25 protein-coding genes are annotated in these 25,821 nt (G+C 39.7%); 16 read left to right on the forward strand and 9 right to left on the reverse strand.

Annotation, left to right across the window (positions count from 1 at the left end; genetic code table 11):
* Positions 1 to 189: 189 nt before the first annotated feature.
* The gene (yihA, locus tag QQK00_RS10920; protein ID WP_284217605.1) at positions 190 to 798 is read right to left on the reverse strand and encodes a ribosome biogenesis GTP-binding protein YihA/YsxC; all 609 of its coding nucleotides are present in this window, start codon (positions 796 to 798) and stop codon (positions 190 to 192) included.
* Positions 799 to 969: 171 nt separating this feature from the next.
* On the opposite strand from yihA, the gene QQK00_RS10925 reads away from it, so the two are divergent.
* The 6 genes from QQK00_RS10925 (at position 970) to QQK00_RS10950 (ending at position 6,487) form a co-directional block, all read left to right on the forward strand.
* Positions 970 to 1,593 (forward strand): c-type cytochrome, encoded by a 624-nt coding sequence (locus QQK00_RS10925; RefSeq protein WP_284217606.1) that lies wholly within the window; start codon positions 970 to 972, stop codon positions 1,591 to 1,593.
* Positions 1,594 to 1,949: 356 nt separating this feature from the next.
* Positions 1,950 to 2,462 (forward strand): Der GTPase-activating protein YihI, encoded by a 513-nt coding sequence (gene yihI / locus QQK00_RS10930; RefSeq protein ID WP_284217607.1) that lies wholly within the window; start codon positions 1,950 to 1,952, stop codon positions 2,460 to 2,462.
* Positions 2,463 to 2,465: 3 nt separating this feature from the next.
* Positions 2,466 to 2,921, forward strand: a complete 456-nt coding sequence (locus QQK00_RS10935) for a DUF2489 domain-containing protein (protein ID WP_284217608.1) — start codon at positions 2,466 to 2,468, stop codon at positions 2,919 to 2,921.
* A gap of 87 nt (positions 2,922 to 3,008) precedes the next feature.
* Positions 3,009 to 3,917, forward strand: coding sequence for a glycine--tRNA ligase subunit alpha (gene glyQ / locus QQK00_RS10940; protein WP_284217609.1), 909 nt, complete (start codon positions 3,009 to 3,011; stop codon positions 3,915 to 3,917).
* Complete coding sequence (glyS, locus tag QQK00_RS10945; protein WP_284217610.1) at positions 3,917 to 6,016, forward strand: glycine--tRNA ligase subunit beta; 2,100 nt, start codon at positions 3,917 to 3,919, stop codon at positions 6,014 to 6,016. Before glyQ ends, glyS begins: the two co-directional genes overlap by 1 nt.
* A 9-nt stretch (positions 6,017 to 6,025) precedes the next feature.
* A complete protein-coding gene (locus QQK00_RS10950; protein ID WP_284217611.1) occupies positions 6,026 to 6,487 on the forward strand; it encodes an early set domain-containing protein in 462 nt (153 codons plus the stop codon).
* Positions 6,488 to 6,576: 89 nt separating this feature from the next.
* Here the strand turns inward: QQK00_RS10950 and QQK00_RS10955 are convergent, their stop codons facing one another.
* Positions 6,577 to 8,568: a beta-propeller domain-containing protein gene (locus QQK00_RS10955; RefSeq protein ID WP_284217612.1), complete on the reverse strand. Its 1,992-nt coding sequence runs from the start codon at positions 8,566 to 8,568 to the stop codon at positions 6,577 to 6,579.
* Between the two features lie 175 nt (positions 8,569 to 8,743).
* Between QQK00_RS10955 and QQK00_RS10960 the strand changes: the two genes are divergently transcribed.
* From QQK00_RS10960 to QQK00_RS10975, 4 genes are read left to right on the forward strand one after another with little or no spacing between them, the layout of a single operon-like run.
* Entirely contained in the window at positions 8,744 to 9,637 is an 894-nt protein-coding gene (locus QQK00_RS10960; RefSeq protein ID WP_284217613.1) for a MipA/OmpV family protein, read from the forward strand.
* A gap of 9 nt (positions 9,638 to 9,646) precedes the next feature.
* On the forward strand, positions 9,647 to 10,072 hold the full coding sequence (locus QQK00_RS10965) for a DUF3019 domain-containing protein (RefSeq protein WP_284217614.1): 426 nt from the start codon (positions 9,647 to 9,649) through the stop codon (positions 10,070 to 10,072).
* Positions 10,072 to 10,782 (forward strand): response regulator, encoded by a 711-nt coding sequence (locus tag QQK00_RS10970; protein WP_284217615.1) that lies wholly within the window; start codon positions 10,072 to 10,074, stop codon positions 10,780 to 10,782. The genes QQK00_RS10965 and QQK00_RS10970 overlap by 1 nt, the downstream gene beginning before the upstream one ends.
* Before the next feature lie 9 nt (positions 10,783 to 10,791).
* Positions 10,792 to 12,018, forward strand: a complete 1,227-nt coding sequence (locus QQK00_RS10975) for an ATP-binding protein (RefSeq protein WP_284217616.1) — start codon at positions 10,792 to 10,794, stop codon at positions 12,016 to 12,018.
* A gap of 8 nt (positions 12,019 to 12,026) precedes the next feature.
* Here QQK00_RS10975 and QQK00_RS10980 read toward each other — a convergent pair whose 3' ends face one another.
* The 3 genes from QQK00_RS10980 to QQK00_RS10990 form a co-directional block, all read right to left on the reverse strand.
* A complete protein-coding gene (locus QQK00_RS10980; protein ID WP_284217617.1) occupies positions 12,027 to 12,797 on the reverse strand; it encodes a DODA-type extradiol aromatic ring-opening family dioxygenase in 771 nt (256 codons plus the stop codon).
* Positions 12,798 to 12,816: 19 nt separating this feature from the next.
* A complete protein-coding gene (locus QQK00_RS10985; protein ID WP_284217618.1) occupies positions 12,817 to 13,755 on the reverse strand; it encodes a glutathione S-transferase family protein in 939 nt (312 codons plus the stop codon).
* 109 nt (positions 13,756 to 13,864) lie between these two features.
* Positions 13,865 to 14,758: a LysR family transcriptional regulator gene (locus QQK00_RS10990; protein ID WP_284217619.1), complete on the reverse strand. Its 894-nt coding sequence runs from the start codon at positions 14,756 to 14,758 to the stop codon at positions 13,865 to 13,867.
* A gap of 148 nt (positions 14,759 to 14,906) precedes the next feature.
* Between QQK00_RS10990 and QQK00_RS10995 the strand changes: the two genes are divergently transcribed.
* Positions 14,907 to 15,482: a YceI family protein gene (locus QQK00_RS10995; RefSeq protein ID WP_284217620.1), complete on the forward strand. Its 576-nt coding sequence runs from the start codon at positions 14,907 to 14,909 to the stop codon at positions 15,480 to 15,482.
* A gap of 146 nt (positions 15,483 to 15,628) precedes the next feature.
* Positions 15,629 to 16,456 carry a hypothetical protein gene (locus QQK00_RS11000; RefSeq protein ID WP_284217621.1) on the forward strand — a complete coding sequence of 276 codons (828 nt, stop codon included), beginning with the start codon at positions 15,629 to 15,631 and terminating at the stop codon, positions 16,454 to 16,456.
* A gap of 132 nt (positions 16,457 to 16,588) precedes the next feature.
* Here QQK00_RS11000 and gyrB read toward each other — a convergent pair whose 3' ends face one another.
* Genes gyrB through dnaA form a run of 4 tightly spaced genes read right to left on the reverse strand, consistent with a single transcriptional unit; the run spans position 16,589 to position 22,899 of the window.
* Positions 16,589 to 19,006, reverse strand: a complete 2,418-nt coding sequence (gyrB, locus tag QQK00_RS11005) for a DNA topoisomerase (ATP-hydrolyzing) subunit B (protein WP_284217622.1) — start codon at positions 19,004 to 19,006, stop codon at positions 16,589 to 16,591.
* Positions 19,007 to 19,008: 2 nt separating this feature from the next.
* On the reverse strand, positions 19,009 to 20,112 hold the full coding sequence (recF, locus tag QQK00_RS11010) for a DNA replication/repair protein RecF (protein ID WP_284217623.1): 1,104 nt from the start codon (positions 20,110 to 20,112) through the stop codon (positions 19,009 to 19,011).
* 12 nt (positions 20,113 to 20,124) lie between these two features.
* Complete coding sequence (gene dnaN / locus QQK00_RS11015; protein ID WP_284217624.1) at positions 20,125 to 21,252, reverse strand: DNA polymerase III subunit beta; 1,128 nt, start codon at positions 21,250 to 21,252, stop codon at positions 20,125 to 20,127.
* A 24-nt stretch (positions 21,253 to 21,276) separates the two neighbouring features.
* Positions 21,277 to 22,899: a chromosomal replication initiator protein DnaA gene (gene dnaA, locus QQK00_RS11020; protein WP_284217626.1), complete on the reverse strand. Its 1,623-nt coding sequence runs from the start codon at positions 22,897 to 22,899 to the stop codon at positions 21,277 to 21,279.
* Between the two features lie 475 nt (positions 22,900 to 23,374).
* Here dnaA and rpmH point away from each other — a divergent pair, with 475 nt between their 5' ends.
* The 4 genes from rpmH to yidC are packed head-to-tail and all read left to right on the forward strand — an operon-like array spanning position 23,375 to position 25,814.
* Entirely contained in the window at positions 23,375 to 23,509 is a 135-nt protein-coding gene (gene rpmH, locus QQK00_RS11025) for a 50S ribosomal protein L34 (protein WP_284217627.1), read from the forward strand.
* 12 nt (positions 23,510 to 23,521) lie between these two features.
* A complete protein-coding gene (gene rnpA / locus QQK00_RS11030) occupies positions 23,522 to 23,881 on the forward strand; it encodes a ribonuclease P protein component (RefSeq protein ID WP_284217628.1) in 360 nt (119 codons plus the stop codon).
* On the forward strand, positions 23,881 to 24,144 hold the full coding sequence (gene yidD, locus QQK00_RS11035; protein WP_284217629.1) for a membrane protein insertion efficiency factor YidD: 264 nt from the start codon (positions 23,881 to 23,883) through the stop codon (positions 24,142 to 24,144). The genes rnpA and yidD overlap by 1 nt, the downstream gene beginning before the upstream one ends.
* Before the next feature lie 20 nt (positions 24,145 to 24,164).
* Positions 24,165 to 25,814 (forward strand): membrane protein insertase YidC, encoded by a 1,650-nt coding sequence (yidC, locus tag QQK00_RS11040; protein ID WP_284217630.1) that lies wholly within the window; start codon positions 24,165 to 24,167, stop codon positions 25,812 to 25,814.
* The last annotated feature ends 7 nt before the right edge of the window (positions 25,815 to 25,821 follow it).

The raw sequence follows: 25,821 nt of genomic DNA on the forward strand, positions 1-25,821 counted from the left end.
TGAAGGCTTTTTCATCTCTGAATGAAAAAATTTAAAAATAAATTTGAATTAGTTTGAACTATCCGTTCAGGCAGCACTCATAAGTAGCGAATGTGTTGTTCTCCCCAAGTAGTAAAAAGCCCCGTTAGTGTGTTTCGGGGCTTTCTTTTTTCTAGCGTTTCTCTATTTTATTCAAACATACAATGCCAATTACTGCGCTTTAGTTTCAATCTCTAACCACTGCATTAAAATATTTTCTGCTTCACTCAAACCTACGCCAGAAAGCGACGAAAACGCATGCACGGTAATATCGCCTTGAAACGCTAGTGACGCTTCTCGAACCATCAATGTTTGTGCTTTGCGCTTCCCTGCTTTTAGCTTGTCGGCTTTTGTTAATAGTATTAGGACCGGCAACTCTGCACTCACGGCCCAGAAGATAAGGTCTTGATCGAGATCCTTTAAAGGGTGTCGAATATCCATTAATACAACTAACCCGCGCAAACACTCCCGTTTTTGCAGATATTCACCCAGAGATTTTTGCCACTTCTTTTTCATGGGAATGGGTACTTTTGCATAACCATACCCTGGCAAATCAACTAAGCGTCGACTTTCATCTAATTCGAACAGGTTAATTAACTGGGTTCTACCCGGCGTTTTACTTGTCCTGGCTAAGTTTTTTTGTCTAGTTAATTTATTTAATGCACTCGACTTACCCGCATTTGAACGCCCCGCAAAGGCAATCTCGATACCATCGAAGGCACTTAAATGCTGAATATCAGGCGCACTAGTTAAAAACTTGGCCTTTGTAAAATATGACATACCACCTCAAATTTGCTGAATAGCCAGCTTATGTTTACAAATTTATATAACTTTCATTGATTTAAATCCATTGTATTACCAACAAACTGTTTTTTTAACTGCTTATTTGTGTAAAATACACGACCACTGCCGTTATAGGTATGTTACCCCTCATCTTTAGAGAATTTAAGTATGAAAAATTTATGTTTACTTTTTGGACTAGTATTTTTAAGTACATCTGCATTTGCTGTTGATGGCGATGCTGAAGCTGGCAAAACCAAGTCAACTACCTGTGCGGCATGTCATGGTTCTGATGGAAATAGTGCACTTAACTTAAATCCAAAAATAGCAGGGCAACATGCTGGGTACATCCTAAAACAATTGAAAGAATTCAAACTTGCCGCGTCCACTGGCGGTAAAGAAGGCAGAAACAATGCAGTGATGAATGGTATGGCAATGCCTTTGTCTGAGCAAGACATGAAAGACCTCGCCGTATATTTCTCCAGCCAAGAACTTAAAATAGGCGAAACGCCTGAAGATGTCATCGAAGCAGGAGAAGCACTTTACAGAGGCGGTGACGCAGAAAGAGGTATTACTGCTTGTATCGCTTGCCATGGACCAAATGGTGGCGGTATGAACTTAGCGGGCTTCCCACAAATTGGTGGCCAACATGCAGCATATACCAAACAACAGCTCGAAATGTTTCGTTCTGGTGACCGCAACAATGACTTAAATGAAATGATGAGAAACGTTGCGTCTCGCCTAACAGATAAAGACATTGATGTACTTTCAAAGTATTTAGGCGGTTTACACTAAATAACATATCGAAATTATTGTAAATAAGTTGTAAATTTTATTTTTTTGAGTATTATCTACTCATCGCATAATCATGACTTGAAATAAGTTATGATTATGAGTACTATCAATGTATAAGAAAGCGTAATGGATTACCTACAACAATACTGACCAATTAGTTAATAAAAATAAAAGGTAATTAGTCAGCAAGAAGCACAAGATGTGCAAAACGGGAGAGGTGTCGTTAGACACTAATTAATATAAGGTGATAACTTTCGGGTTATCACCTTTTTCTTTGCGAGTGGTAAAATTTTTTTTATACAAATCGCTCATGAACCTTTAGTTGTTCAAGTAATATTTTGATAGTAGGAAGCGCAATGCCAAGGCATAAGAAATCACGTAAAATTGGAAAAATTGGGATCAGTAAAGATGAACGCCCTACCCCTCGTATAACTAGCTCTAAACCCAAGAACAAATGCGGTAAAAAGCCAGGTTCTCGACAACAACTAAATGCTGCAGAATCTAACGGTCATAAAAACACACAAAAGACAGACTCTCGCATCGGCAGTAAAACAAGCATCGATTTAAATAAATACAAAGACGGTGGTGTGAAAAAAACGAAATCTAAAGCGCCTGAAAAACGCTACTTTTCACCAAAAGAAGAATTAGACGCAATTGAGAACGATACTAAACTCGATACGCTACTAGACAAACAAGAGCAAAAATCGCTAAGCCGCGAAGAACAGGAATATGTAGAGGCAAAGCTCAAACGACATAGCGAGTTATGCAAGATGCTTGGTATAGATCTCCCTGAAGAAGACGAGGATACAACAGACAATGATCCGTTTTCATCATTAGACGCAATTAATATCGACGATTTTAAAGATTAGAGAATGACCGTGTACTGGATATTAGTTATTGCTGGCGCCTTAATTGTTATTGGACTTGGTATATACGCCGGGCGTTTGTTGTTTTTGTTACAAGCACAAAACAATCGTCAATCAGCTGTGCGTGATAAACGAATAGACACAATTACGGACAGTGTCCAAACCATTGCGTTTGCTATGCAGCAACAACAATGCGATTTGTCTGAAGGGGTTATTCGTTTGTGGAATCTATTGGAAGCCATTCCAATTTTACCTCATCCAAATTTTCAGCAACATTACCCAGGCGTTTATGAGCTTTATAGCCGCATTCAACATTTCCCAACGTTGGACGCAAGGCAAGCATTAACCAAGCAACAACGGCGTGAACAAGACAAAGAACGAGAGCAAATCGAAAGTGAGCTAGCAAGCAAGGTAGCCGTCGACGTCGATAAATTACGACACTTCAATGCACATAACGAGTAAGGCATTAGTGCAGATACCAAAACTACATTAATCAAGCTATAATGCTCGCCTTTTGAAATTTTAACTAGCAAACACACGATACCGCGGATGCATAATTACGATTTAAATACCTTTCAAGGGTTAATTTTGGCGCTCCAAGATTATTGGGCTCGCCAAGGCTGTGTCATTATCCAGCCTCTAGACATGGAAGTGGGTGCTGGTACATTCCACCCAATGACTTTTTTACGCTCGCTCGGCCCAGAGCCAATGAGCAGCGCTTATGTTCAACCTTGTCGCCGACCTACTGATGGCCGATACGGCGAAAACCCAAACCGCCTTCAACATTATTACCAATTTCAAGTAATGCTTAAACCATCGCCCGATAATATTCAGGCCTTATACTTAGGCTCATTGGAAATGTTAGGATTTGACCCCAAAGTCCACGATATACGCTTTGTCGAAGACAACTGGGAATCCCCTACCCTCGGTGCTTGGGGACTAGGTTGGGAAGTGTGGTTGAACGGCATGGAAGTCACCCAATTTACGTACTTTCAGCAAGTAGGCGGTATCGAATGTAAGCCAGTCACAGGTGAAATCACTTATGGCCTAGAGCGCTTAGCGCTTTACATGCAAGGCGTAGATAGCATTTATGATCTCGTTTGGACGAAAGGTCCTTTTGGTAACGTGACTTACGGCGATGTGTTTTTACAAAATGAAAAAGAACAATCAGCCTATAACTTTGAATATGCCGATGTTCCCTTTTTGTTTGAAAGCTTCGACCAATTTGAAAAAGCCTGTCAGACACTTATCGATGCAAAGTTACCGCTACCCGCATATGAGCAAGTAATGAAAGCATCTCATGCATTCAATTTACTCGATGCGCGACACGCAATTTCAGTAACGGAGCGACAAGGCTATATCTTGCGCGTAAGAACGCTCGCTAAAGCATGTGCCGAAATGTACTACGCATCGCGCGAAGCACTGGGTTTTCCTCTTTGCAATGGAGCTGCTGAATAATGACAACACAATCAAACACAGCAAATTTATTGATTGAGCTTGGTACTGAAGAACTTCCTCCCAAAACGCTTAAAAAGCTGACGGATAGCTTTAGCACAAACCTAGCAAACGAAATTAAGAAGTTAGGCTTTTCATTTTCAGACACTAAGGCCTTTGGGGCGCCGCGCCGACTGGGTATTTTGCTTAGCAACTGCGAACGTGTACAAGCTGACAAAATCGTTGAGAAGCGGGGTCCAGCGGTATCTGTGGCATTTGATGCAGATGGCAATGCGACACCTGCAGCAAAAGGCTGGGCTAAGTCGAATGGTATAGACATTACAGAAGCGGAAAGACTCGTTACTTCTAAAGGTGAATGGTTACTGCATAAGGCAATAGTTCAAGGGCAATCGCTAGACAATGAACTTGAAGGCGCGCTAGAGCGTGCGCTAAAACAGCTGCCAATACCTAAACCAATGCGTTGGGGCAGCTCGAATGCAGAATTTATTCGACCTGTGCACACCGTTTGCGTGCTGTTTGGTCGTGAGGTAATAAATCTTCGCTTGTTTGGTTTGAGTTCAGGAAATACCGTGTCAGGCCATCGTTTTCATGGAGATTTTCGTGTAGCAATTGATGACGCCAGTGAATACATAGATACCATGCGCAAGCAATATGTACTCGTGCAATATGAAGAACGAGTGAATGAAATCAAAACTCAGCTGGAAGACAATGCTAAGTCGCTAGGACTAGTTGCAGATTTTGACCAAAGCTTACTCGAAGAAATATCGTCTCTTGTCGAATGGCCAGTTGTATTGACGGCCAATTTTGAAACTGAATTTTTAGATGTACCAAAAGAAGCCTTGATATACACAATGAAGGACGACCAAAAGTACGTGCCTTTGTTAAGTGAAAATGGTGAACTGAGCAATACCTTTTTATTTGTTTCGAATATTGAAAGCAAAGACCCAAGTCAAGTAATTTCAGGTAACGAAAAAGTTATACGCCCTCGCCTGTCTGATGCTAGATTCTTCTTTGAAACAGACAAGAAAACAACCCTTGCAAGCAAAGCGGATAAGCTAAGTACAATACTCTTTCAAAAAGATCTGGGTACCGTTGCCGAAAAGTCTGAGCGGGTCGCTAAAATTACGCAAATCATTGGTGAATCCTGTGGCTTCAGCGCGCATACATTGGCAAATGCGAAACGTGCTGCGTTATTAGCAAAAGCTGACTTGGTGTCAAATATGGTAATGGAATTTACCTCTATTCAAGGCACCATGGGTAAGCATTATGCATTACATGATGGCGAAGACAATGCGGTTGCACTTGCAATAGAAGAACAATATTTACCTCGCTTTGCGAATGATAAACTCCCGTCGTCAGACCTTGGCGCACTAGTATCCTTGGCAGAGAAACTCGACACACTGGTAGGTATTTTTGGTATCAATAAAATACCTAAAGGGGATAAAGACCCCTTCGCACTTAGACGCAGCGCAATCGGTATTCTACGTATTCTTGTAAGTAACAAGATGAATATCGATTTATCAGCCTTAGTCGACAGTGTCATTACTACCTTCGATGATAAGCTCAAAAACGCCCAAGCCAAAGAGCAGGTATTGGCATTTTTACTTGACCGATGTAAGCCTTTTTATGCAGATTTAGGTATTAGTAGTGATGTCGTAAATGCTGTCATGAATGTTACCAATAGTTATTCATTGAGTGACATTGATTTACGTGTAAATGCTGTTGCGCAGTTTGCAAAATCAGACGCTGGTGCTAGCCTGATTGCGGGAAATAAACGGGTCAGCAACATTCTCAATAAAAACAAGATTGAGCTCAATACATACTCCAAAGTGAATACGGAGCTTTTTGAAACGAACGAAGAATCAGCGCTTTATAACGCGTTTATCGACATTGAGCATTCGTTAACATCTGAGACAGGCAATTCGGACTATTCGAGTGTATTATCTAAACTTAGTGCTTTAGAAGCACCATTATCTGCGTTTTTCGATAAGGTGATGATAATGACCGATAATGAAAACGTGAAAACCAACAGAATTGCTTTAGTGGCTAACGTTCGCTTGGCCTTTTTAGCGGTTGCTGATATATCCGTCATCAACGTATAACGGCTATATATGCGTATTGTTAAAGGCAAAAACCTGTTAATCGTATTGAGCACGAGCGTTTTTTTAAACGCTTGTGCCACAATGCAATCAGCAGAGAACATATTTTCAAACGAACCCGTAAATGACTATTCTAATATGTATTTGCGTGGCGTATTTAACTGGTGGGAAGCGTCAGATAACTTTAAGTTATTACCCATAGAAGACTATAAATACACGGTTACTATTGAGTTAATTGCTGATGGTCAACCATATGACTTTAAAGTTGCCGATGATACATGGACACATAAGCTCAATTGCGGTCTAAAATTTGGCAACCAAGTAATTGAACTCGATGATGATATCGACCTATATTGCGCAGGTGACTCTACAAATTTGCAGTTCACACCTAATGAAACGGCAATGTATACCTTCACGCTTGACACGAGAGATGACGACGAGCCCGAACTAACGATTGTAAAACAACTCCAATAAACACAGTATTCAAAATCTTCACCAGCACTTATAAAAAAGGGGCTCAATATTTGAGCCCCCCACCTTCCTTCCATAAAGATGCTATTCAGTTAATAAGGACCTGATAATTCGCTGGTAGCTGACCAAGTACCGTGCCAAAAACTGTTGCCCCTTAAGTAGTAAACATTGTCTCCGTGAATAATGCTGCGGTCTTCTCCAGAATAGATGTACAAATCATCTTCGCTCTTTACTACCAATTGCATCGCTTGTTCCATCGTCATAGCGTTTGCATCTACCTCTAAACCAACTAAGCTATATTCTGTCCCTCTGAAGAGGTTACCGTCTTGCAGCCACCGCTCTACAGGTAGGGCAAACTTGAACAAATCCCCCTCTTGCAAGACAGAGAGTGCAAGATAATTAAACTCAATTGGCGTATAAGCGTTTTCCCAAACTCGCTCTGCTCGAACAACTGGATTTTGTGGGTCCACGACATCAAACAAGCTAACCTTCATGCCGTTCGTGGTAGGTAATATAATGACGTCATTCCCATTGTCCGGTAAGTTATTTGGACTAACCTCTTGACCGATACCTAAGACTAAGTTTTCACCGATTGGATGAAGGTAACTTGAGAATCCAGGAATTTCTAAACTACCCGCAATTTTAGGGGCTAAGGCATCCGATAAGTCCAATACATATAACGGGTCGATTCTTTCAAACGTTACCACATACGCTTTGTCGCCAAAATAGCGCACTGCATACACATCCTCCCCTACTTTACCAATGGGTGCAGGCTCTGCGTCATTTGGTAACTCGCTGATTACATCTAAACTATTACTTTCTTCAGCAAGCACAAACAGTTTGTGTTCTGGGTCACTAAAGTCGTCGTAGTTAGTGGTCAATATACGCAGATTTCCGTCGTGCTCACTCAAGCGCAAATTTGCAGCACCACGACCGTTTATTATGCCGTCTACGGTGCCTGAAGCGTTATAGCTCAAACTATCCAATCCTACTTTGTGGATTGTCGTTGTGTCTGAATAACCAGCCGTTAAATAAATATTCTGCGCTGACATATATAAATTATTTGCTTCTGCACTTAGACAAGTTGCATCAAAGTTTGCAGGATTATTTAAGTCAATCTTCACAACGGTAACTAGCTGTGCATTACCTTCTTCACGTTTTACATCGCTTGGAATGGCACAATCGTCCAATGAGAATAATGGGGATTCAATATCATTAATGGTAATACTTGGTATAAGCTCTTCGTCGTCTAATCTAAGCAAAGCGTTGTAGTTATCTACTAAGTCGTCATCATTCTCAGCCCCAACAACTAAGTCTTCAACGACGGGGATATATTGCATAATCAAGTATATATCATCACCAATTCTGCGACTGTTAACTAAGCTCCCATCAATGGATACTGTAGCGTCACTCACTGGACTAGATGGGTCAGATACGCCGTATACATCTAAAGTGACTTTTGTTTCGCCTGTACCAATTGGCGCAAAAAAGCTCGTTCTAAATATATCGATAGGATAACTAGGCGCAGACTGCGTGATCACGCCAAGTTTGTCATCGGCCAAATACAAACCACCCACATTGTAAGTTTCGGGGATATCTAAACTCGCCACTTCTTGCAAGGAATCATCGTCCTGACGCGCTAATACACGCACTTTGGGTGAGTAACCGTCTTCTGGATACCAAACGGGAACATCTGCAGAAAATGCATATTCACCGTTATATTCAATCCTGTCAGCTTCATCAACACCCACTTCTTGCGTGTTGGTTTGAGAAAACCCTCTAGCACCGCTAGCTGCGGCATCATTAAATGTATTAACAACTTCGGGAAAGCCAAAAATTTGTTGCTGAGCATTTAAATAAACGCCATTTTTAATATACAAACTAACAGCGCTAGCGCCAGGCGTAGATAGCGCTGCATCTGATGTTTGCCTTTGCTCAAGGTTTGGCGGCGATGTAACCGGAACAAACTCAGGCTCTGGTGCAGTGGTATTGCTGCTACCACCACAAGCGGATAAAATAGATACACTAATCAAACTCAAACCAAACAACATTTTATTTGACGTTAAATTGCTACGGTGTTGCATGTCGACTTCCTTTTATATTCGTAAGTGAATAACGTTATCCTAACGCGCATCGTATGTATTTTTCAGATCAAAAATGCGATTAAATGTGAATATTTGTAATCGTTTAGTGTGTTTAGCAAATCGCTTTGATAACCTGCAAACTGTCAGAGTCTAACGCAATTAATCAGGAGGCATATTGCAAGCTTTAGCGACGCGTATTAAGTATGTACTGCTTTTACTTATAGTAAATGCAAGCCTACCTGTTTTTGCCTGTGAAAACCCAAAGAATTGCAGAGATAACGAGTACGTAGAAAACAACAGTTGGGAATTTGGGGTCGCGATAGGTGCAGGCGTGCGAACAAACCCACTATCCGGTGGCGACGACATACCTTTAGTACTCATCCCGGATATTGCTTGGTACGGCGACAATGCTTATTTTGACAACGGTGAATTGGGCTATCAATGGGTACAATCTAATGATTTCGCGCTAGAAACGTTTATTGAAATAAATAGAGAGCGCGCTTTTTTTTCTTTCTGGCATCCTGAGAATATTTTCGTAAACTCGAATTTTATTGAAGGCTCTTTTCCTGCGTCTCCGCAAGATGATAGACAAAACATTCTTAGTAGCACACCCATCACAGTTGAAAATGTCGCAAAGCGTCGCTGGGCAGTAGATGCAGGTATTCGTGCGCACAAGTACTTTGACCATACAGAGTTTAATGTGGCGTTGTTTTATGATGTATCTGGCACTTATGATGGTGGACATCTCGAGGCAAATTATTACTACCGTTGGCAAATACCAAAATGGGCATTTTCGGTGAATACACGCGTGACATGGAAAAGCGAATCATTGATTGACTATTATTATGGTGTATCGCTTATGGATACAAATTCTTTCGACTTATTGTATAGTGGTGAGAGCACAGTAAATGTCGGTTTATATGCAAAAGCTAGTAGAACAATTAATGAGAATTGGCAATGGCTAATTATGGCGAGTACAGAATGGCTTGGCGATGGAATGACTGATAGTCCAATCGTTGTGGAAAGCGAAATAAATACGGTGTTCGTTGGCCTCGCATATCGTTTTTAAGGGACTTTGATGGGTTACAAACCCCAGCTTTATATACTTATTTTGTGTATCAGTATCGTGTTTTCTGCACGTACTGATGCTCAACAAAACAAGCCTATGGTGCTGCAAACGACCCTCCACGGTCAAACGTTCTCATTGTCACCGACAACATGCGTAACAAATAAAAACGATGAAACTTGTCAGATGGATTTGCACATCGTATTGGAAGACTCAAGTATAAAAGAAAATGTTTGTATCTTCCTTAGTGGGACGTCACTGGGTTGTTGGTTTAGTCAAACGATGCCTGAGTTTATTTCTGTCAAACTTTTACGCGCTCAGCAACTCGTCATAAAGGAAGAAAATGGCAAGACTCTATTTTCTCAAACTTTATTCATCAAGTATATCGAGCCAATAAAAAAACGCCGTAGAATAAATAATCCATGGAGTATTTTTTAATGATTGAATTAGTACTAGTGGAAGATGATCCCAGGTTGTCAGAATTGGTCTGTCAATATTTACAGAGCAATGATTTTAATGTCACCGTATTCGCAGACAGCCAAGGATTGATTGAACATGTCGCCAGTAAAACACCCTCAGTGATAGTGCTGGATGTAATGTTACCCGATATCGACGGGTTTCAATTATGCAAAATTTTACGGCAACTTTACGCCGGCCCACTACTTTTTTTAACGGCAAAAAATGAAAGTGTCGATCAAGTCATTGGTTTAGAACTTGGCGCAGATGACTATATCGTAAAACCGGTAGAACCACGGGTGTTACTTGCTAGAATTCAAGCCTTACTTCGGCGTGCAAATAAGAAAGAATTGAGTCAGCCAACAAACCTCGCTGCTAACAACATTTTGTGCTTTGGTAATTTAAAAATTGATAAAGATTCACGAAAAGTCACATTGACAAATGAAGATATTCCCCTGACTAGTCATGAGTTTGATATGCTTTGTAAGCTTGCAGACAACCCAGCAAAAGTTGTGAAAAAAACCACGCTATATACAGAATTGATTGGCCGTGAATATGACGGAATTGATCGTTCAGCAGATGTACGAATATCAAGATTACGTAAAAAACTGAAAGACAATCCAAAGAGTCCTTTTCGTATAAAGACCATTTGGGGTAAAGGGTTTTTCTTCGTACCTGACGCATGGGATTGATTACAACCCATGGCAAAACTGTTTATTAGCTTTTATGCCTTTATCACCTTGTCACTCATAGTGATAAGCAGTGTGTTAGATGTACTTTTACCGTCCGAAAATACACACTCCCCGGAATTGCAGGTGTTATCTGAACTAACAAACTCACTAAAGAAACACCCGCAAATCTTAGCGTCAGCGTTAACGAACAAAAACCTTACATTTCAAACCTTACATTTAAGTGACATTGCGTGGCCAAATGAATTACGAGATAAAATTCGTTTAGGCGAAAACGTCATTCTTTACGACAATGACGGACAAACTATATTTGTCCCACTTGAAAATGACTCCATTATTGCAATATCGATACCTGATGAAGCTAAGCAAAACAAGGACTACTTTTTTGTATATGCATTTGTATTCTTAATTCTTTTAGCTGCTTTAACTGCAGCCTGGTCGTGGCCATTGTGGCGAGATTTGTCTAAGGTTAATCAGTCGGCTCAGTCATTTGACAAGCACGGTCACTTGCAGGCCATTGAAGTACGCAAAAGCTCACTTATCTACCCAATTGCAAAAACATTAAATGGCCTAAACGATAAGGTTGCCGATGTACTCAATAATCAACGCATGTTAACTGGTGCCGTTGCGCACGAATTTCGTACCCCCATCGCGCGACTTAAATTTGCCCTCGCAATGCACCCAACACCTGAATCGAAAGAATGGGTTGCACTACAAAGTGATTTAGACGAGCTAGAAACGCTTGTACAGGAATTACTTGACTACACGCAGTACGAGTCTATTGAACCTGAATTAAATGTCGCAGAACTACCGCTCAAAGCGCTTTGCGAAAACTTGGTGTCGAAGTTCGCTGTTAGTACTGAATGTAACATTTCAGTAGGGGGCGATGCATGTATTTTGAATGGCGATGGCCACTTTATCGAGAGAGCCATTAGTAACTTGCTGGCAAACGCCATCAGACACGCTAAGAGCGAGGTCAAAATTGGTATTGAATGCGATGAAAAACACATAATACTTAGTGTTGATGACGATGGTGCAGGCATTAAAACGGAGATGATGACAAAGATATTTACGCCTTTTTATCGACCCGATGCAGGTAGAGACAGGATAAAAGGCGGCGCTGGTTTAGGCTTAGCCATCGTACAACGCATTCAACATTGGCATGGTGGTGAATGTTACGCAGAAACGAGTGCCACATTAGGTGGCGCGCGTTTAGTGCTGATGTATCCAAAGGATTAGTCTATTCTTTATGCATGATGGCCAAAGCTAAAACAAGAATTGTTGAGAGAACCAAATTCGTAGCTATCATGAATTAACATACTTTGTTCATGCATTGCTGCGCCAGCTGCAATTAATAAGGGGACATAATGTTCCAACGACGGATGTGCAATTGTCGCTGAAGGATGCGCATCATAGAGATGTGTTAGTTCAGCATAATTTTTATCTTGAACACACTTTTGTAACCAAGCAACAAAGTCAACGGCCCAAGGTTCTGGGGTACTACCATGGCTGAGTCTTGACAGGTTGTGCGTCGCGCCACCTGATCCAATAATGAGTATTCCCTCACGCCTTAACTCTTTGAATGCCTCTCCTAGCAACAGATATTCATTTAAGTTTTTATATCTTGGGACACTTAATGCGGTTATAGGAATATTACCCTTCGGATAGCTAAGCGATAAAACAGACCAAGCACCATGATCTAAACCTCGACTGTTCTTTTTATATGCAATCTCTTTCTCTTGCAGCAGCGCACAGATTTTATTAAAGAGCCATTTAGGCTGCTTAGCTTCATATTGTACTTTATGTAATTCAGCGCCAAACCCTATAAAATCATGAATAGTGCTTAGCTCTTCGTTATTGCTTATTTCGAGATCGTGACTCAACCAATGAGCAGAAAAGACAATGATTGCTTTTGGCTCAGGTAGGTCTTTAGCTAATGATTGCAAAAAATCTTTTGCTGAAGAATTACTTAATACTCGATTGGGCGCACCATGAGATATAAATAACGATGGCATCATGATGGTTAGTCCTCCTAGATTAAATAGCCACAGCTAATTCAGGTCCTACAGGAACAATCCCCGTTGGATTAAGTGCTTTTACGGAGTAATAACCGGTTTTAATGTGATCAATATTGATGGTTTCTTTAATACCTGGAATATGAATAATTTTGTCAATGAATGCACTTAAGTGCTCATACTCGCCAATATGTTTCTTATTACATTTAAACAAGCTGTAGTAGGCGACATCAAACCTGACTAATGTAACAAAGAGGCGAATATCAGCTTCTGAGATTTTCTCTCCAAGTAAATAGCTTGAATGAGATAGTTTTTCGTCAAGAACATCGAGGGCGCTAAATAGATTTTCATAGGCACGCTGGTAAGCATTTTGTGATTGTGCAAATCCCGCCTTGTAAACGCCATTGTTGATTTCCTGATAAATAAAATCATTCAAATCCAATAATTCGGTCAATTTATCTTTAGGACGCAAATTGAGCTGATTGTTCGTAAGGTGATTAAATGCAGTATTGAGCATTTCAATGATATCTGCAGACTCATTGTTAACGATTGTATTTAGTTTTTTATCCCAAAGGACTGGTACCGTTGCTCGCCCGGTATATAAAGCATCAGCGTGTGTATAAAGTTGATGAATATACTTAAAACCATGAAAAGGGTCTACATCATCAGCGCCTGGGTAGCTACCAAAATTCCAACCTTCATCGGTCAAAAAAGGCTCTACCACACTGACTGAAATATAGTCTTCAAGTTGTTTTAAGCGTCTGACCATTAACGTTCGACACGCCCATGGACAAACATAGCTTACAAAAAGATGATACCTATCCTTTTCTGCAACAAACCCCGTGTCGCCTGTTGGCGTGATCCAGTGTCTAAACGATGATATTTGACGAACAAAACTGCCGTCATTACTTGTTTTTTGATAAGGATCCCAACTTTTCGTCCACTTTCCATCAACTAGCATAATTATTCCTCAACTCTATTTGTGAGGGAAATGATTACTTAATTTCAAAAAAGAAACAATAAACCATTATTTCATTTATTGTTTCTTTTTAGTTTACAATGATATTTCGCTACTGCTGTTGGGCAAAGTGCTCACTAATGGCATTGATGAAAGCTCTCACTTTAGGAGACAGGTGGTTCCTATGACTGAATATAACGTAAATACCTAAATTCATTAATTTCCACTCAGGTAACAAACGTATCAATTGGCCACTCTCAATTTCTTTGTCAACGGAAAAAGACGGACAAATACCGATACCAGCGCCGCTTATCAAACACCTTTTTACTGCCATTGCGCTATTTAACTTAATATGTCCAGTGGGTTGTATTACGTGCTCTTTCGATTGATTTGTAAATTTCCATGATTTACCGCCTCGATAATTGGTATCGATAATTAACTTTTGTTGCTGTAAATCTTTCGGATGAGTAATCGTCGCTTGGTTTTTTAAGTATTCAGGGCTGGTACATAACACTAATTCTGCGTCGGATAATTTTTTAGCAATTAGGCTGGAGTCGTCTAATTTTCCTATACGTACCGCTAAGTCGTAACCTTCTTCGACAATGTCGATATAGCGATCTGCCAAATTGATATCTAAAGTGACATCAGGATATTGTTGCGAAAATTGGCTAATGAATGGAATGAGATGGGCACATGTGAATTCTTGAGAAGGCACCGCAATTCGCAATTGACCATGAACACCTTGGTACTTGTCTTTAGTACTATTTTCCAGTTCATCAAACGCGTTTAACAGCACTTGGCAACGGTGATAATACTCACTTCCTTCATCAGTTAAGCTCATTTTTCGAGTTGTGCGTTGCAGTAGCCTCACACCCAAGTCATCTTCTAATTGTGCTACGTACCGGCTAATTAGTACTTTAGAAACATTTAAATTTTTAGCACCAGCCGAAAAAGAACCTGCTTTAACAACTTCACAAAATGCTGTCATGCAATTGAGTTTATCCATTTACCACCCGTCGAAATTATTGTTTCTAAATTGGTAACAGTTTATGAACATGTGTAGCTATTGTATATCTAAACAAAACAATTTGTAATACCTATGGTTTCGCCTAATTGGCGTTTAATTTTTAAAAAGTAAATTATTAGAGGGTACTATGTTTATAAAAAAGGTAGCGTTAATTACAGGCTTTGCTTTAGCAACTTCTTCATTAGCAAATGCTAAACCTCCCAAGGGCAATTATGCGATAGATAGTTCTCACACGAGTGTGACATTTACCGTTGATCATATGGGCTACTCGCGGCTAGTAGGTGGTTTTAATGATGTCTCAGGGATTATCAATATCGCCGAAAAAACAGACTCTTCAATGAATATTGAAATCAAAACAGCAAGTATAGATACGAATCATGCCAAACGAGATATCCATTTAAAAAGTCCTGATTTTTTTAACGCAAAGCAGTTTCCTGTTATTCGTTTTACTAGCCCTTTACATATTGATGAAAGTGAAGAGGTCGTCACGTTAACAGGAGAACTTGAATTATTGGGTGTTACTAAACCTATTGAATTGGCATTACATAAAGGAAAAGAAGGCGAAGACCCTTGGGGGCTATATCGGATTGGCTACAATGCAAATGTTACCTTAAAACGTAGCGATTACGGTATGAACTTCATGCAAGGTGGTGTTGGTGACGATATTGCCATCTCAATAAGTGTAGAAGCCATTAAACAATAGTGCTGATTTCTTGCAGATCACGTAGGCTGCTTTTCGCTTTGTACGCCTACGTGATCAGTATTTAGGTGCCGACTTCTGCACCTTAATGTCTAAATTGACGCATTTACCCAAGCATATTTTTCGAGATTATCTTCAAGGAACTTTTCATGTTTTCTTTGCTGGCCTTCCAAGCACTAATTGTCCCTCTTCTATTGTCATTCGTTCTTTATTTTTTTTCTCAAAAAAATGAATTTATTCACCGAAAAAAAACACCTATAAGCATTCTTTTATGGATTGGCGTTTATACTTGGATTGTTAATTTTCCGAATTTCCCCCCACGCCTAATCCTTGATTGGTTGGGTATTGTCATCTTGCTATTAGCTATCTCATACTTCTTTTTGCGATTACAATTATTTTGGGCACAATGCTATTTGTTTTTAATTAGCCTAGGATTCGTAGTCATAAGTACGTGGTCCGTTATCAGTTATGATGCAACGCTTACATCACATTGGCTTATTTGGTTAGAAATATGTTGTTTTTTCATCATTTTCAATTTTGTAGTGCATCGCCATTTAATCATTTCATCTAGCCACCAGAATATTAGCTATTTTAATGTTGCTTTTATATTTTGCGCACTAGGTGGTATTACTATTATTAACGGTAGCTTAGTATTGGGTATTCTGATGTTAGCCTATGGCTTTTTACTCGGTTCACATGCCCTGCGCGAACTCTTTTGTCAGGATTCACACAAATATGACGTGAACGCCTCTTTGCATCTCATCATATTTTTCTATTTTTCACTGATGTCGCGAATTTACGCCGATGTGCCATTTTTTATTATTACAATATTGTGCTTCGCTTTTACATATAGCGTGTTTAAGTTCCCATCAAACACCGCACAAAAGTATGTAGCAAGTTTTATTGGCATATTGTTACTTGTGGGGTCTGCTTGGTATGAATATATTAGTCAAATGAATACACATAGTTACTATTAGAGTTTGGGGTAATTGGTCATGGTACGGGTACGTACATTGTTTTAAGTAAAATAAAAAAGGTGCTCATAAAGAACACCTTCTAATAACAACATGAGATCTTTTGGCAAAGACTGTCAGACCTGAGAATAAGGTCTACACATCAAGATTCTCGACATTCAATGCGTTAGATTCGATGAAATCTCTGCGAGGCTCTACTTGGTCGCCCATCAATGTTGTAAACAGTTGGTCAGCGCCAATAGCGTCTTCAATCGTTACCTGTAGCATGCGACGACTATTTGGATCCATTGTCGTTTCCCACAATTGTTCCGGGTTCATCTCACCTAGCCCTTTGTAACGCTGTATATATTGCCCACGTTTCGCTTCAGCCATTAACCAATCTAGCGCTTCTTCAAAAGACTCAGACGGTTTAGTCTTTTCCCCACGCTTAATATATGCATCTGATGCCATCAAACCATTAATAGTTTGATTTAAAGTAACGATTTTTTCATACTCTGGTGATTGTATAAACTCTTGATTTATAAGGTATTCATAGTCAATACCATGCTGTTTCATGGTAATAACGAGTACGTTTACACCATTGTCATCCAATCTTACGTCCATAGTAAAGCTATGAGACTCACTGTCACTTTCAGATAAAGCATCAACGATATTTTGACCTGCACTTTGAAGCGCAGCTTTGTCTTTTAGTGTTTCAGCAGAAATCGCATCGTTATACAATAACTGTGTCAATATTGACTTTGGCATTCTTCTGCGGCTCATTCTGTCAATCATAGCCATGGTGCTTTGATAAAGCTTAACCATATTCTCTAGTGCTACACCTTGAATAGCCGGCGCATCTTCACTCACATGCAACGAAGCACCATCAACTGCAATATTGGTTAAGTACGCACTAAGAGCCTCATCATCTTTTAGATATTGTTCTTGCTTCCCTTTCTTTACTTTATAAAGTGGCGGTTGCGCGATAAAAATATGGCCGCGTTCAATCATTTCTGGCATTTGGCGATAAAAGAATGTCAGTAGCAATGTACGAATGTGTGAGCCATCCACGTCAGCATCGGTCATAATAATAATACTATGATAACGCAGTTTATCTGGGTCATATTCATCCCGACCTATACCACAACCTAAGGCTGTAATAAGTGTAGCCACTTCTTGTGATGACAACATTTTGTCAAAGCGCGCTTTTTCTACATTTAAGATTTTACCCTTAAGCGGCAATATCGCCTGATTTTTTCTGTTACGCCCTTGCTTCGCAGAACCGCCAGCAGAGTCACCCTCCACTATGTAAAGTTCAGACATTGCCGGGTCTTTCTCTTGGCAGTCGGCTAATTTTCCAGGTAAACCAGCAAGATCTAAGGCCCCTTTACGACGAGTCATCTCTCTTGCTTTTCTAGCGGCTTCTCTAGCCCTAGCTGCATCAATGATTTTATTTACTATTATTTTACTTTCTGTTGGGTGTTCTATCAAAAACTCAGAGAATTTTTCACCCATAGTCGATTCAACCGCAGATTTCACCTCAGACGATACTAACTTATCTTTTGTTTGTGAGGAAAATTTAGGGTCAGGCACTTTTACTGAAATAATAGCCGTTAAACCCTCTCTTGCATCGTCCCCGCTTGCGCTAGTTTTGTTCTTCTTGTTGTAACCTTCTTTTTCCATAAAGTTATTTAAGGTACGAGTTAAGGCACCACGAAAACCTGCTAAGTGAGTTCCGCCATCTCGCTGAGGGATGTTATTAGTAAAACAAAATATATTTTCTTGGAAACCATCGTTCCATTGCATCGCTACTTCAACAGCTATGCCGTCTTCCCTTTCTACTGAGAAGTAAAATGGGTTGCTGTGCATCGAATTTTTGTTCTTATTTAGGTACTCAACAAAAGCTCTTATCCCACCCTCATAATGAAAATGGTCTTGACGTCCGTCTCTTTCGTCTTCGAGTTTAATTGATACACCGGAGTTCAAGAACGACAACTCTCTAATACGCTTGGCTAAGATATCAAAATGAAATTCAACGTTAGTAAACGTCTCTTCACTCGGCCAAAAACGGATAGTCGTACCTGTTTTGTCCGTAGTGCCGGTTGCTTTTAACGGTTCATTTGGGACACCCATGGTATATTCTTGTTCATGTACTTCACCATTACGTCTTATATTGATTGTCAGCTTTTTAGAAAGTGCGTTAACAACCGATACACCTACACCGTGGAGACCACCTGATACCTTATACGAATTGTCATCAAATTTCCCGCCTGCATGCAGAACGGTCATGATAACTTCTGCTGCACTGACCCCCTCTTCAGGATGAATTTCCGTAGGAATTCCTCGACCATCATCACTTACACTAACCGAATTGTCAGAATGAATTTTTATTACGATGTCACTACAATGACCAGCTAAGGCTTCATCTATAGAATTATCAACCACCTCAAACACCATGTGGTGTAAGCCAGTACCGTCATCCGTATCACCGATATACATTCCTGGCCGTTTGCGGACAGCATCTAAGCCTTTAAGTACTTTAATACTGGATGAATCATAGTTATTTTCCGACATCTTCACTCCTCGAACACGCTGTTATGTTTCACGTGAAACACTTTTTTATTTTTGTATTTTTCAATGAAAGACAATTGATCTTTCTCAATTGCTGTAACAAACAGTTGAGTGCTGTCTTCCACAGCCTTGTCTAAAAAAAATTCCTTTGTAGCGTCATCAAGCTCTGCGCTGATGTCATCCACTAGGAAAATCGTATTTTTATTAGTTTTTCTCTTAAGCAACTTTACTTCAGCAATCAACAACAGAGATACAAATACACGTAGCTGCCCCCTAGATAAAAATTCCGATGCTGGTTTACCATCAACCAAAAATACTAAATCGGCTTTGTGGGGCCCTACTGATGTAAAGCCGCGAATAAGGTCTCGTTCAAGCTTTGTATTTAATGCCTCTGACAAGCTACTATCTTTATCCCACCCTTGATTATAACGTATCTCTACATTTATCTCAGGCCTAAATTGAGCATATAGCGTAATTAATTCTTTATTTAAATCATTAATATAGGATTTTCTATGGGCATCTATTCTCAAACCGAAATTTTCGAGTTGTGGTAACCAAGAATCAAAAAAATCTGTATTACCTATCCCAGTTACATTCGTAGATTTTAAGAATGCATTTCGTTGCTTTAGTACTTTTGTGTAAGAAGAATTTGCCAAATAGAAAGATTGTTCCACGTGAAACAACAACCAATCAATATATTTCCTTCGCAACGACGGAGAGCCGACAATAAGCTCGCTACTCTGAGGCGTGAATATTTGCACAGGTACCTTTCGAACAATGTCTCCAACCCTAACCGACTTCTCACCATCAATATTGAAAGTAAAGCCGTCTTGCCTACTCCTTGAGAAACCAATCTTATGCGTTGTATCTAACGCTTCATAGTTAGAAAACACAGTAGCGCTTTCTACATTAGTTTCAGAAGCATTGATAATACTATTCGGTTTATTTGTACGAAATGACCTGCCAAAGCCAAGTACATGGATTGCTTCCAAAATACTCGACTTACCTGCACCATTGGCACCGTAGATAAAATTAATGGTTGGACTGGGTGAAAGATCTAATTGAGAGAAGTTGCGGAAGTTAGTCAACCGCAACTGATTGATATGCATATATAAGTTTTACTAAAGTCTCATTGGCATGATGACATATTGTGACGTTTCATCTTCAACAAGCTCATCATTCTTAATATTCATACCCTGAACAAGTGCGCTAGCGTTAGAGTCTGACAATTTGAAAATAACAGAGTTGCTTTCAAGTACATTCAGCGCATCTATAAGATAAACAACGTTAAAACCGATTTCTAAGGGCTCGCCGTCATAATTAACCTCAATAATTTCTTCAGCCTGTTCTTGTTCTGGATTGTTTGCTGTGATCTTTAATTCATTTTGTTCAAGGTTTAGTCTAACGCCCTTGAATTTTTCATTAGTAAGGATCATCGCTCTCGAAAACGCGCTCTTAATTGCATTCCTGTTAACGACCAAACCTTTATCTGTGTCTTTTGGTACGACACGATTATAATCGGGGAAGCGCCCATCAACGAGTTTACTCGTAAAAATAAACAAATTGCTAAAAACACGAATATGATTACTACCGACCTGTACCTTTATGTTCGTATCATTGTCTTCAATTAACCGAGAAATCTCTAACACACCTTTTCTAGGAATAATAACTTGCTTTTGCGGCAAGGTTGACGCGTTGTAAGGCATTGCAGCCATAGCTAGTCGGTGGCCATCAGTAGCTACCGTTCTAATCTCATTGTCGCTTGTTTCTAAACTCATACCGTTTAAGTAATAACGCACATCTTGTTGCGCCATAGAAAACTGTACAGAATCGATTAAGTACTTCAAATTCCCTTGGCTTATTTCAAACTCTGACTCACCCTGCCAATCTTCAAGGTTTGGATAATCATCTGCGGATAATGTAGACAATGTGTATTTAGCACGTTGTGCTTTTAGTATTGCCTTATTGTCTTTTATCTCGAAAATAATGCTAACTTCTTCTGGCAAGCCACGCACAATATCTAAGAGTTTCTTTGCAGGAACAGTAATACTACCTTCAGAAAAGGCGCCACTTAAACTGACACTAGCCATAAGTTCAACTTCAAGGTCAGTCCCAGTTAACCACAGTGATCCTTCAGAAACACGCAATAAAACATTGGCTAATATAGGAAGCGTATGTCGTCGTTCTACGGCTCCTGACACAAGCTGCAACGGCTGTAACAAACTTTCACGGCTAATAGTAAAATTCATTTCTTATTCTCGTTTTGCGTGTTGTTATGAAGAAAGTGTTCTAATTAAATTCTTATAGTCTTCTAAAACGTCGTGGCTCAATCCCTTAAGCTCTTCTATTTTCCTAACTGCATGAAGCACTGTAGTATGATCTCTACCGCTAAACGCATTACCTATCTCAGGCAAACTATGATTGGTAATTTCTTTTGCTAGTGCCATCGCCATTTGTCTTGGTCGAGCGACGCTACGTGTTCTTCTTTTAGATAATATATCAGCCACTTTTATTTGATAATAGTCAGCAACTGTTTTTATTATGTTTTCAATAGTAACTAACTTATCCTGCAAGGCAAGTAAATCACGTAATGCATCCCTAACAAAATCGATCGTAATTGGTCGACCGGTAAAATTAGCATTTGCAATAACTCGATTAAGCGCTCCTTCTAGCTCCCTTACATTACTTCTGATCCTCTTTGCCATAAAAAATGCAACTTCACTTGGCAAGTCAATTCTATTTTCATTAGCTTTACGCATCAAAATAGCAACGCGAGTTTCCAACTCAGGCGGCTCTATAACGACGGTAAGCCCCCAACCAAACCTTGACTTCAACCGGTCTTCTACCCCATCAATTTCTTTCGGGTATCTATCAGATGTAAGAATAATCTGTTGATTGCCTTCCAACAAGGCATTAAAGGTATGAAAAAACTCTTCCTGGGAACGTTCTTTATTTGCGAAAAACTGAATATCATCAATTAGCAAGGCATCTACTGAGCGATAAAATCGTTTAAAATCCTCTATAGCATTGTTTTGTAACGCTTTTACCATATCTTGAACAAAGCGTTCAGAATGCATATAAACAATTTTTGCATTCGGATTTTTATCCACAATCCCATTACCAACGGCATGAATTAAATGCGTTTTACCTAAGCCAGTACTCCCATACAAAAACAAGGGATTATATGATTTTCCTGGATTTTCAGCGACTTGCATCGCAGCAGCACGTGCCAATTGGTTAGATTTACCCTCAACAAAATTATCAAATTTGTAATCAACTTTTACATTACTTTTATGATTATTCAATTTAGGAATTGGAACAATGGGCGCATTATTATTAGCTGAATTGCTTACATCATTCATTTGACTAGCGTTGCTTTGTGAAGATGCTAACGCGTTACCATTAAGTGCTTTTGAATGTTGATTCCCTTGATCTTGATAATTAATTGGTGCTGGGTTCTCAGAGTTAAATTCGAAAGACCTCGCAAGTGGACTATTCACGTTCCCTTTACTAGAAGACGCATACGCAGAAAGGCTTTGCGTTGATTCTCTACTGGCTTGTGTAACAAAGTCGCTGTTACTAGTTTTTGGAGTAAACGGCTTGCAATTTGAAGCGGTATCAGGATTATGATTGACGTGAGGGTTATGTATTTCTGGCGGCAGCCCAACCTTTAAAAGCAATGCTGGCGCGTCAACACCGTATATTTGGCGAAGCGTTGTAGAAATTAATTCAAAGTACTCATCTCGCACCCAATCAAGAATGAAACGATTACCTGCATACAAGTGCAAACTTTCACCATCGAAATGAGACTTTAAGGGCTTTAACCACATGCTAAATTGTTCAGATGACAACTCATGCTTAAGCATATCCAAACATTGGTCCCAATCGATATTCAAGGTTCTTTTTACCTATAATAATGTAAAAAATTAGCGCTACAATATAGCCGACGATAAATGATTTATCCACAGAAAAAGCGCCATTTACGCACCAATGCTTACTAATTATTCACATTCTTTCTTAGGTAACTGTTTTAGCTCAATATTCAAACAAATATTTTGTACAAGCCAACGATTACAAGACCACCTACCACAGTAATTCAAACATAGTTTACCAAACTAGCCATGAATATTTACACTTTTTTTACATAATTGATAAGCAATTTGTGGATAAGTTAATAACGAAAAATAATAACTGTGGATATAACAAACCGATTGTTTGCTGAACCCCTTAAATAACGCAGATTTATGCGTAGTTTTTAGTTGACAAAAGCAACTTTGATCACTACTATTCGGCGTCCAATTAAACAGGTGTTCGTAAAACCTTATTAGAAGGTAAGCAATATACACCGCATAACTTAAACGAGAATAGGTCATGAAAAGAACTTTTCAACCCAGTAACCTTAAGCGTAAGCGTTCTCACGGTTTCCGTGCTCGCATGGCCACTAAAAACGGTCGTAAAGTATTGGCTAATCGCCGTGCGAAAGGTAGAAAGCGTATTTCTGCTTAATGCTAAACGTTAGTGAAAAAAACACTATATAGCTTTCCAAGGGAGTCGCGTCTGCTGACTCCCTCAGCATTTTCTAATGTATTCGACAAAGCAATTCCCGCTGTATCACCACAAATAACACTGCTTGCTCGCCCTAACAAACTTGAAATTCCAAGATTAGGTATCACTGTACCTAAGAAGAAAGTAAAACTTGCCTCAAATAGAAATCGCATAAAGCGATGTGTGAGAGAAAGTTTTCGATTAATCGCGCATGATTTCCCAAATGTTGATATTATCGTCATCGCTAAACAGGGCGTGGGCGACATGGACAATAAAGCCATATTCGAACAACTGGAAAAACAATGGCGTAAACTGAAAAAACGGTGTCAATGATGGCTAAAAAACTAACTTCGATAAGCACCGTTGCTGCGTTTCCGCTAATTGGTACTATCAAAGTATATCAATCAGTAATATCACCAATGCTTGGACAAAATTGTCGATTTCATCCAAGTTGTTCTTGTTACGCAAAAGAGGCATTAGAAATCCACGGAATATTTAAAGGTACCTTATTAGCGGCGACACGAATTGTTAAGTGTCACCCGTTACACCCTGGCGGAATTGATCCAGTACCAACATCTGTTTCACATAAAAAATAATCTGGAATTACGAGAGAGTTATGGAATCCCAAAGAAGTATTCTCATTATTGGTTTGTTATTAGTAAGCTTTTTACTATGGATAGAGTATCAAGAAGCGTATGGCCCTCAACCAATTGAAAGTGCTGAAGAAATTCAGCAGCAAAACACCCAAAACACAGAAAGTAGTGATGGATTCGTGCCACAAGCAGATACTTCTGCATTGCCGCAGTCACTAAATACGGCAGAAACGAATGCTCAACGGTTTGTTGACGTCACTACAGATACCCTACACCTAACCATCGATACCATCGGTGGTGATGTAATCGCAACTGATTTAATTAAATATCCTGTAACACAGGGCGGTGATGATGCATACCAAATTCTTACTTCGGAGCCTGCTACGCTATATATCGCCCAAAGCGGGTTAATAGGTAATCAAGGTACAGATCTACAAAGTGGCCGTGCGCAGTATAGTGTTCCACAAGGAACATATGCATTAGACAACGATAAAGAACAACTTATAGTGCCACTAAGTGTAGTTACAAAAGATGGTATTCAAGTAACTAAATCGTTTACGTTTACACGCGGTAGTCACGCTATCGATGTAAGCTACATAGTTAATAACACCACGTCTCAAGTTGCTCAAGTACAACAGTACTCGCAATTAAAACAAACACTAACGGAGCGGAGCGAAGGTAGTATGTTCATGCCTACTTATCGTGGCGCTGCATACTCAACCCTAGAAGATAAATACGAAAAATATACGTTTTCAGACATTCAAGATGAACGTCTTAATATTGCCACTCAAGGTGGCTGGGTGGGTATGCTAGAGCACTATTTTGTGTCGGCTTGGGTACCGCCTCAAAATGAGACAAATTCTATTTATTCAGCACTATCTAATAATGCCGCCATTATAGGATATAAAGGCCAAACGGTTAACATTCCAGCGGGTGAAACAACCACTTTATCAAGCATATTATATATTGGACCAAAGGACCAAGGTGTACTTGCAAACATCGCTCGCGGCTTAGATTTAACGGCTGACTATGGAATTCTTTGGTGGATATCACAACCTTTATTTGCGCTACTTAAGTGGATATATGGCATTGTTGGTAACTGGGGCTTCGCTATAATATTTACCACAATTATAGTGAAGGGCGCCATGTATTGGCTAACCAAGAAGCAATACGAATCAATGGCAAAAATGCGTGCCCTACAACCAAAACTACAACAGCTAAAAGATAGATTTGGTGACGACAAACAGAAAATGTCAAAAGGCATGATGGAGCTATATAAAAAAGAAAAAGTGAATCCGATGGGAGGTTGCTTCCCTATGCTGCTACAAATGCCAATATTCATGGCGCTTTACTGGGTATTGCTAGAAAGCGTTGAATTAAGGCATGCAGAATTCGGTTTATGGATAAGTGACTTATCTGTACGTGACCCTTGGTTTGTACTGCCTATCCTTACTGGTGCATCAATGTTTTTGTTACAGCGCTTGCAACCAATGACAATTCAAGATCCTATGCAACAGAAGATATTTCAGTACATGCCTGTCGCAATGAGTATATTCTTCTTCTTCTTCCCTGCGGGATTAGTATTGTATTGGTTAATGAGTAATATAATCACGCTCGTCCAAGCAAAGATAATATATGCCTCAATGGAAAAACGCGGATTGAAAACAAAATAACCTTAAA

The sequence above is a fragment of the Agaribacter marinus genome, from assembly GCF_030160655.1.
In the GTDB taxonomy this organism is placed as follows: domain Bacteria; phylum Pseudomonadota; class Gammaproteobacteria; order Enterobacterales; family Alteromonadaceae; genus Glaciecola; species Glaciecola marina.

Coding starts and splice junctions, on each gene's coding strand:
- dnaN (WP_284217624.1), bottom strand. CDS start 21,252: ATGAATTTTACTATTAGCCGTGAAAGTTTGTTACAGCCGTTGCAGCTT.
- glyS (WP_284217610.1), top strand. CDS start 3,917: ATGACAACACAATCAAACACAGCAAATTTATTGATTGAGCTTGGTACT.
- recF (WP_284217623.1), bottom strand. CDS start 20,112: ATGCATATCAATCAGTTGCGGTTGACTAACTTCCGCAACTTCTCTCAA.
- QQK00_RS10980 (WP_284217617.1), bottom strand. CDS start 12,797: ATGATGCCATCGTTATTTATATCTCATGGTGCGCCCAATCGAGTATTA.
- QQK00_RS10990 (WP_284217619.1), bottom strand. CDS start 14,758: ATGGATAAACTCAATTGCATGACAGCATTTTGTGAAGTTGTTAAAGCA.
- yidD (WP_284217629.1), top strand. CDS start 23,881: ATGGCTAAAAAACTAACTTCGATAAGCACCGTTGCTGCGTTTCCGCTA.
- glyQ (WP_284217609.1), top strand. CDS start 3,009: ATGCATAATTACGATTTAAATACCTTTCAAGGGTTAATTTTGGCGCTC.
- rpmH (WP_284217627.1), top strand. CDS start 23,375: ATGAAAAGAACTTTTCAACCCAGTAACCTTAAGCGTAAGCGTTCTCAC.
- QQK00_RS10985 (WP_284217618.1), bottom strand. CDS start 13,755: ATGCTAGTTGATGGAAAGTGGACGAAAAGTTGGGATCCTTATCAAAAA.
- gyrB (WP_284217622.1), bottom strand. CDS start 19,006: ATGTCGGAAAATAACTATGATTCATCCAGTATTAAAGTACTTAAAGGC.
- QQK00_RS10975 (WP_284217616.1), top strand. CDS start 10,792: ATGGCAAAACTGTTTATTAGCTTTTATGCCTTTATCACCTTGTCACTC.
- QQK00_RS10970 (WP_284217615.1), top strand. CDS start 10,072: ATGATTGAATTAGTACTAGTGGAAGATGATCCCAGGTTGTCAGAATTG.
- QQK00_RS10925 (WP_284217606.1), top strand. CDS start 970: ATGAAAAATTTATGTTTACTTTTTGGACTAGTATTTTTAAGTACATCT.
- QQK00_RS10995 (WP_284217620.1), top strand. CDS start 14,907: ATGTTTATAAAAAAGGTAGCGTTAATTACAGGCTTTGCTTTAGCAACT.
- QQK00_RS11000 (WP_284217621.1), top strand. CDS start 15,629: ATGTTTTCTTTGCTGGCCTTCCAAGCACTAATTGTCCCTCTTCTATTG.
- yidC (WP_284217630.1), top strand. CDS start 24,165: ATGGAATCCCAAAGAAGTATTCTCATTATTGGTTTGTTATTAGTAAGC.
- QQK00_RS10935 (WP_284217608.1), top strand. CDS start 2,466: ATGACCGTGTACTGGATATTAGTTATTGCTGGCGCCTTAATTGTTATT.
- yihA (WP_284217605.1), bottom strand. CDS start 798: ATGTCATATTTTACAAAGGCCAAGTTTTTAACTAGTGCGCCTGATATT.
- QQK00_RS10955 (WP_284217612.1), bottom strand. CDS start 8,568: ATGCAACACCGTAGCAATTTAACGTCAAATAAAATGTTGTTTGGTTTG.
- yihI (WP_284217607.1), top strand. CDS start 1,950: ATGCCAAGGCATAAGAAATCACGTAAAATTGGAAAAATTGGGATCAGT.
- QQK00_RS10965 (WP_284217614.1), top strand. CDS start 9,647: ATGGGTTACAAACCCCAGCTTTATATACTTATTTTGTGTATCAGTATC.
- QQK00_RS10950 (WP_284217611.1), top strand. CDS start 6,026: ATGCGTATTGTTAAAGGCAAAAACCTGTTAATCGTATTGAGCACGAGC.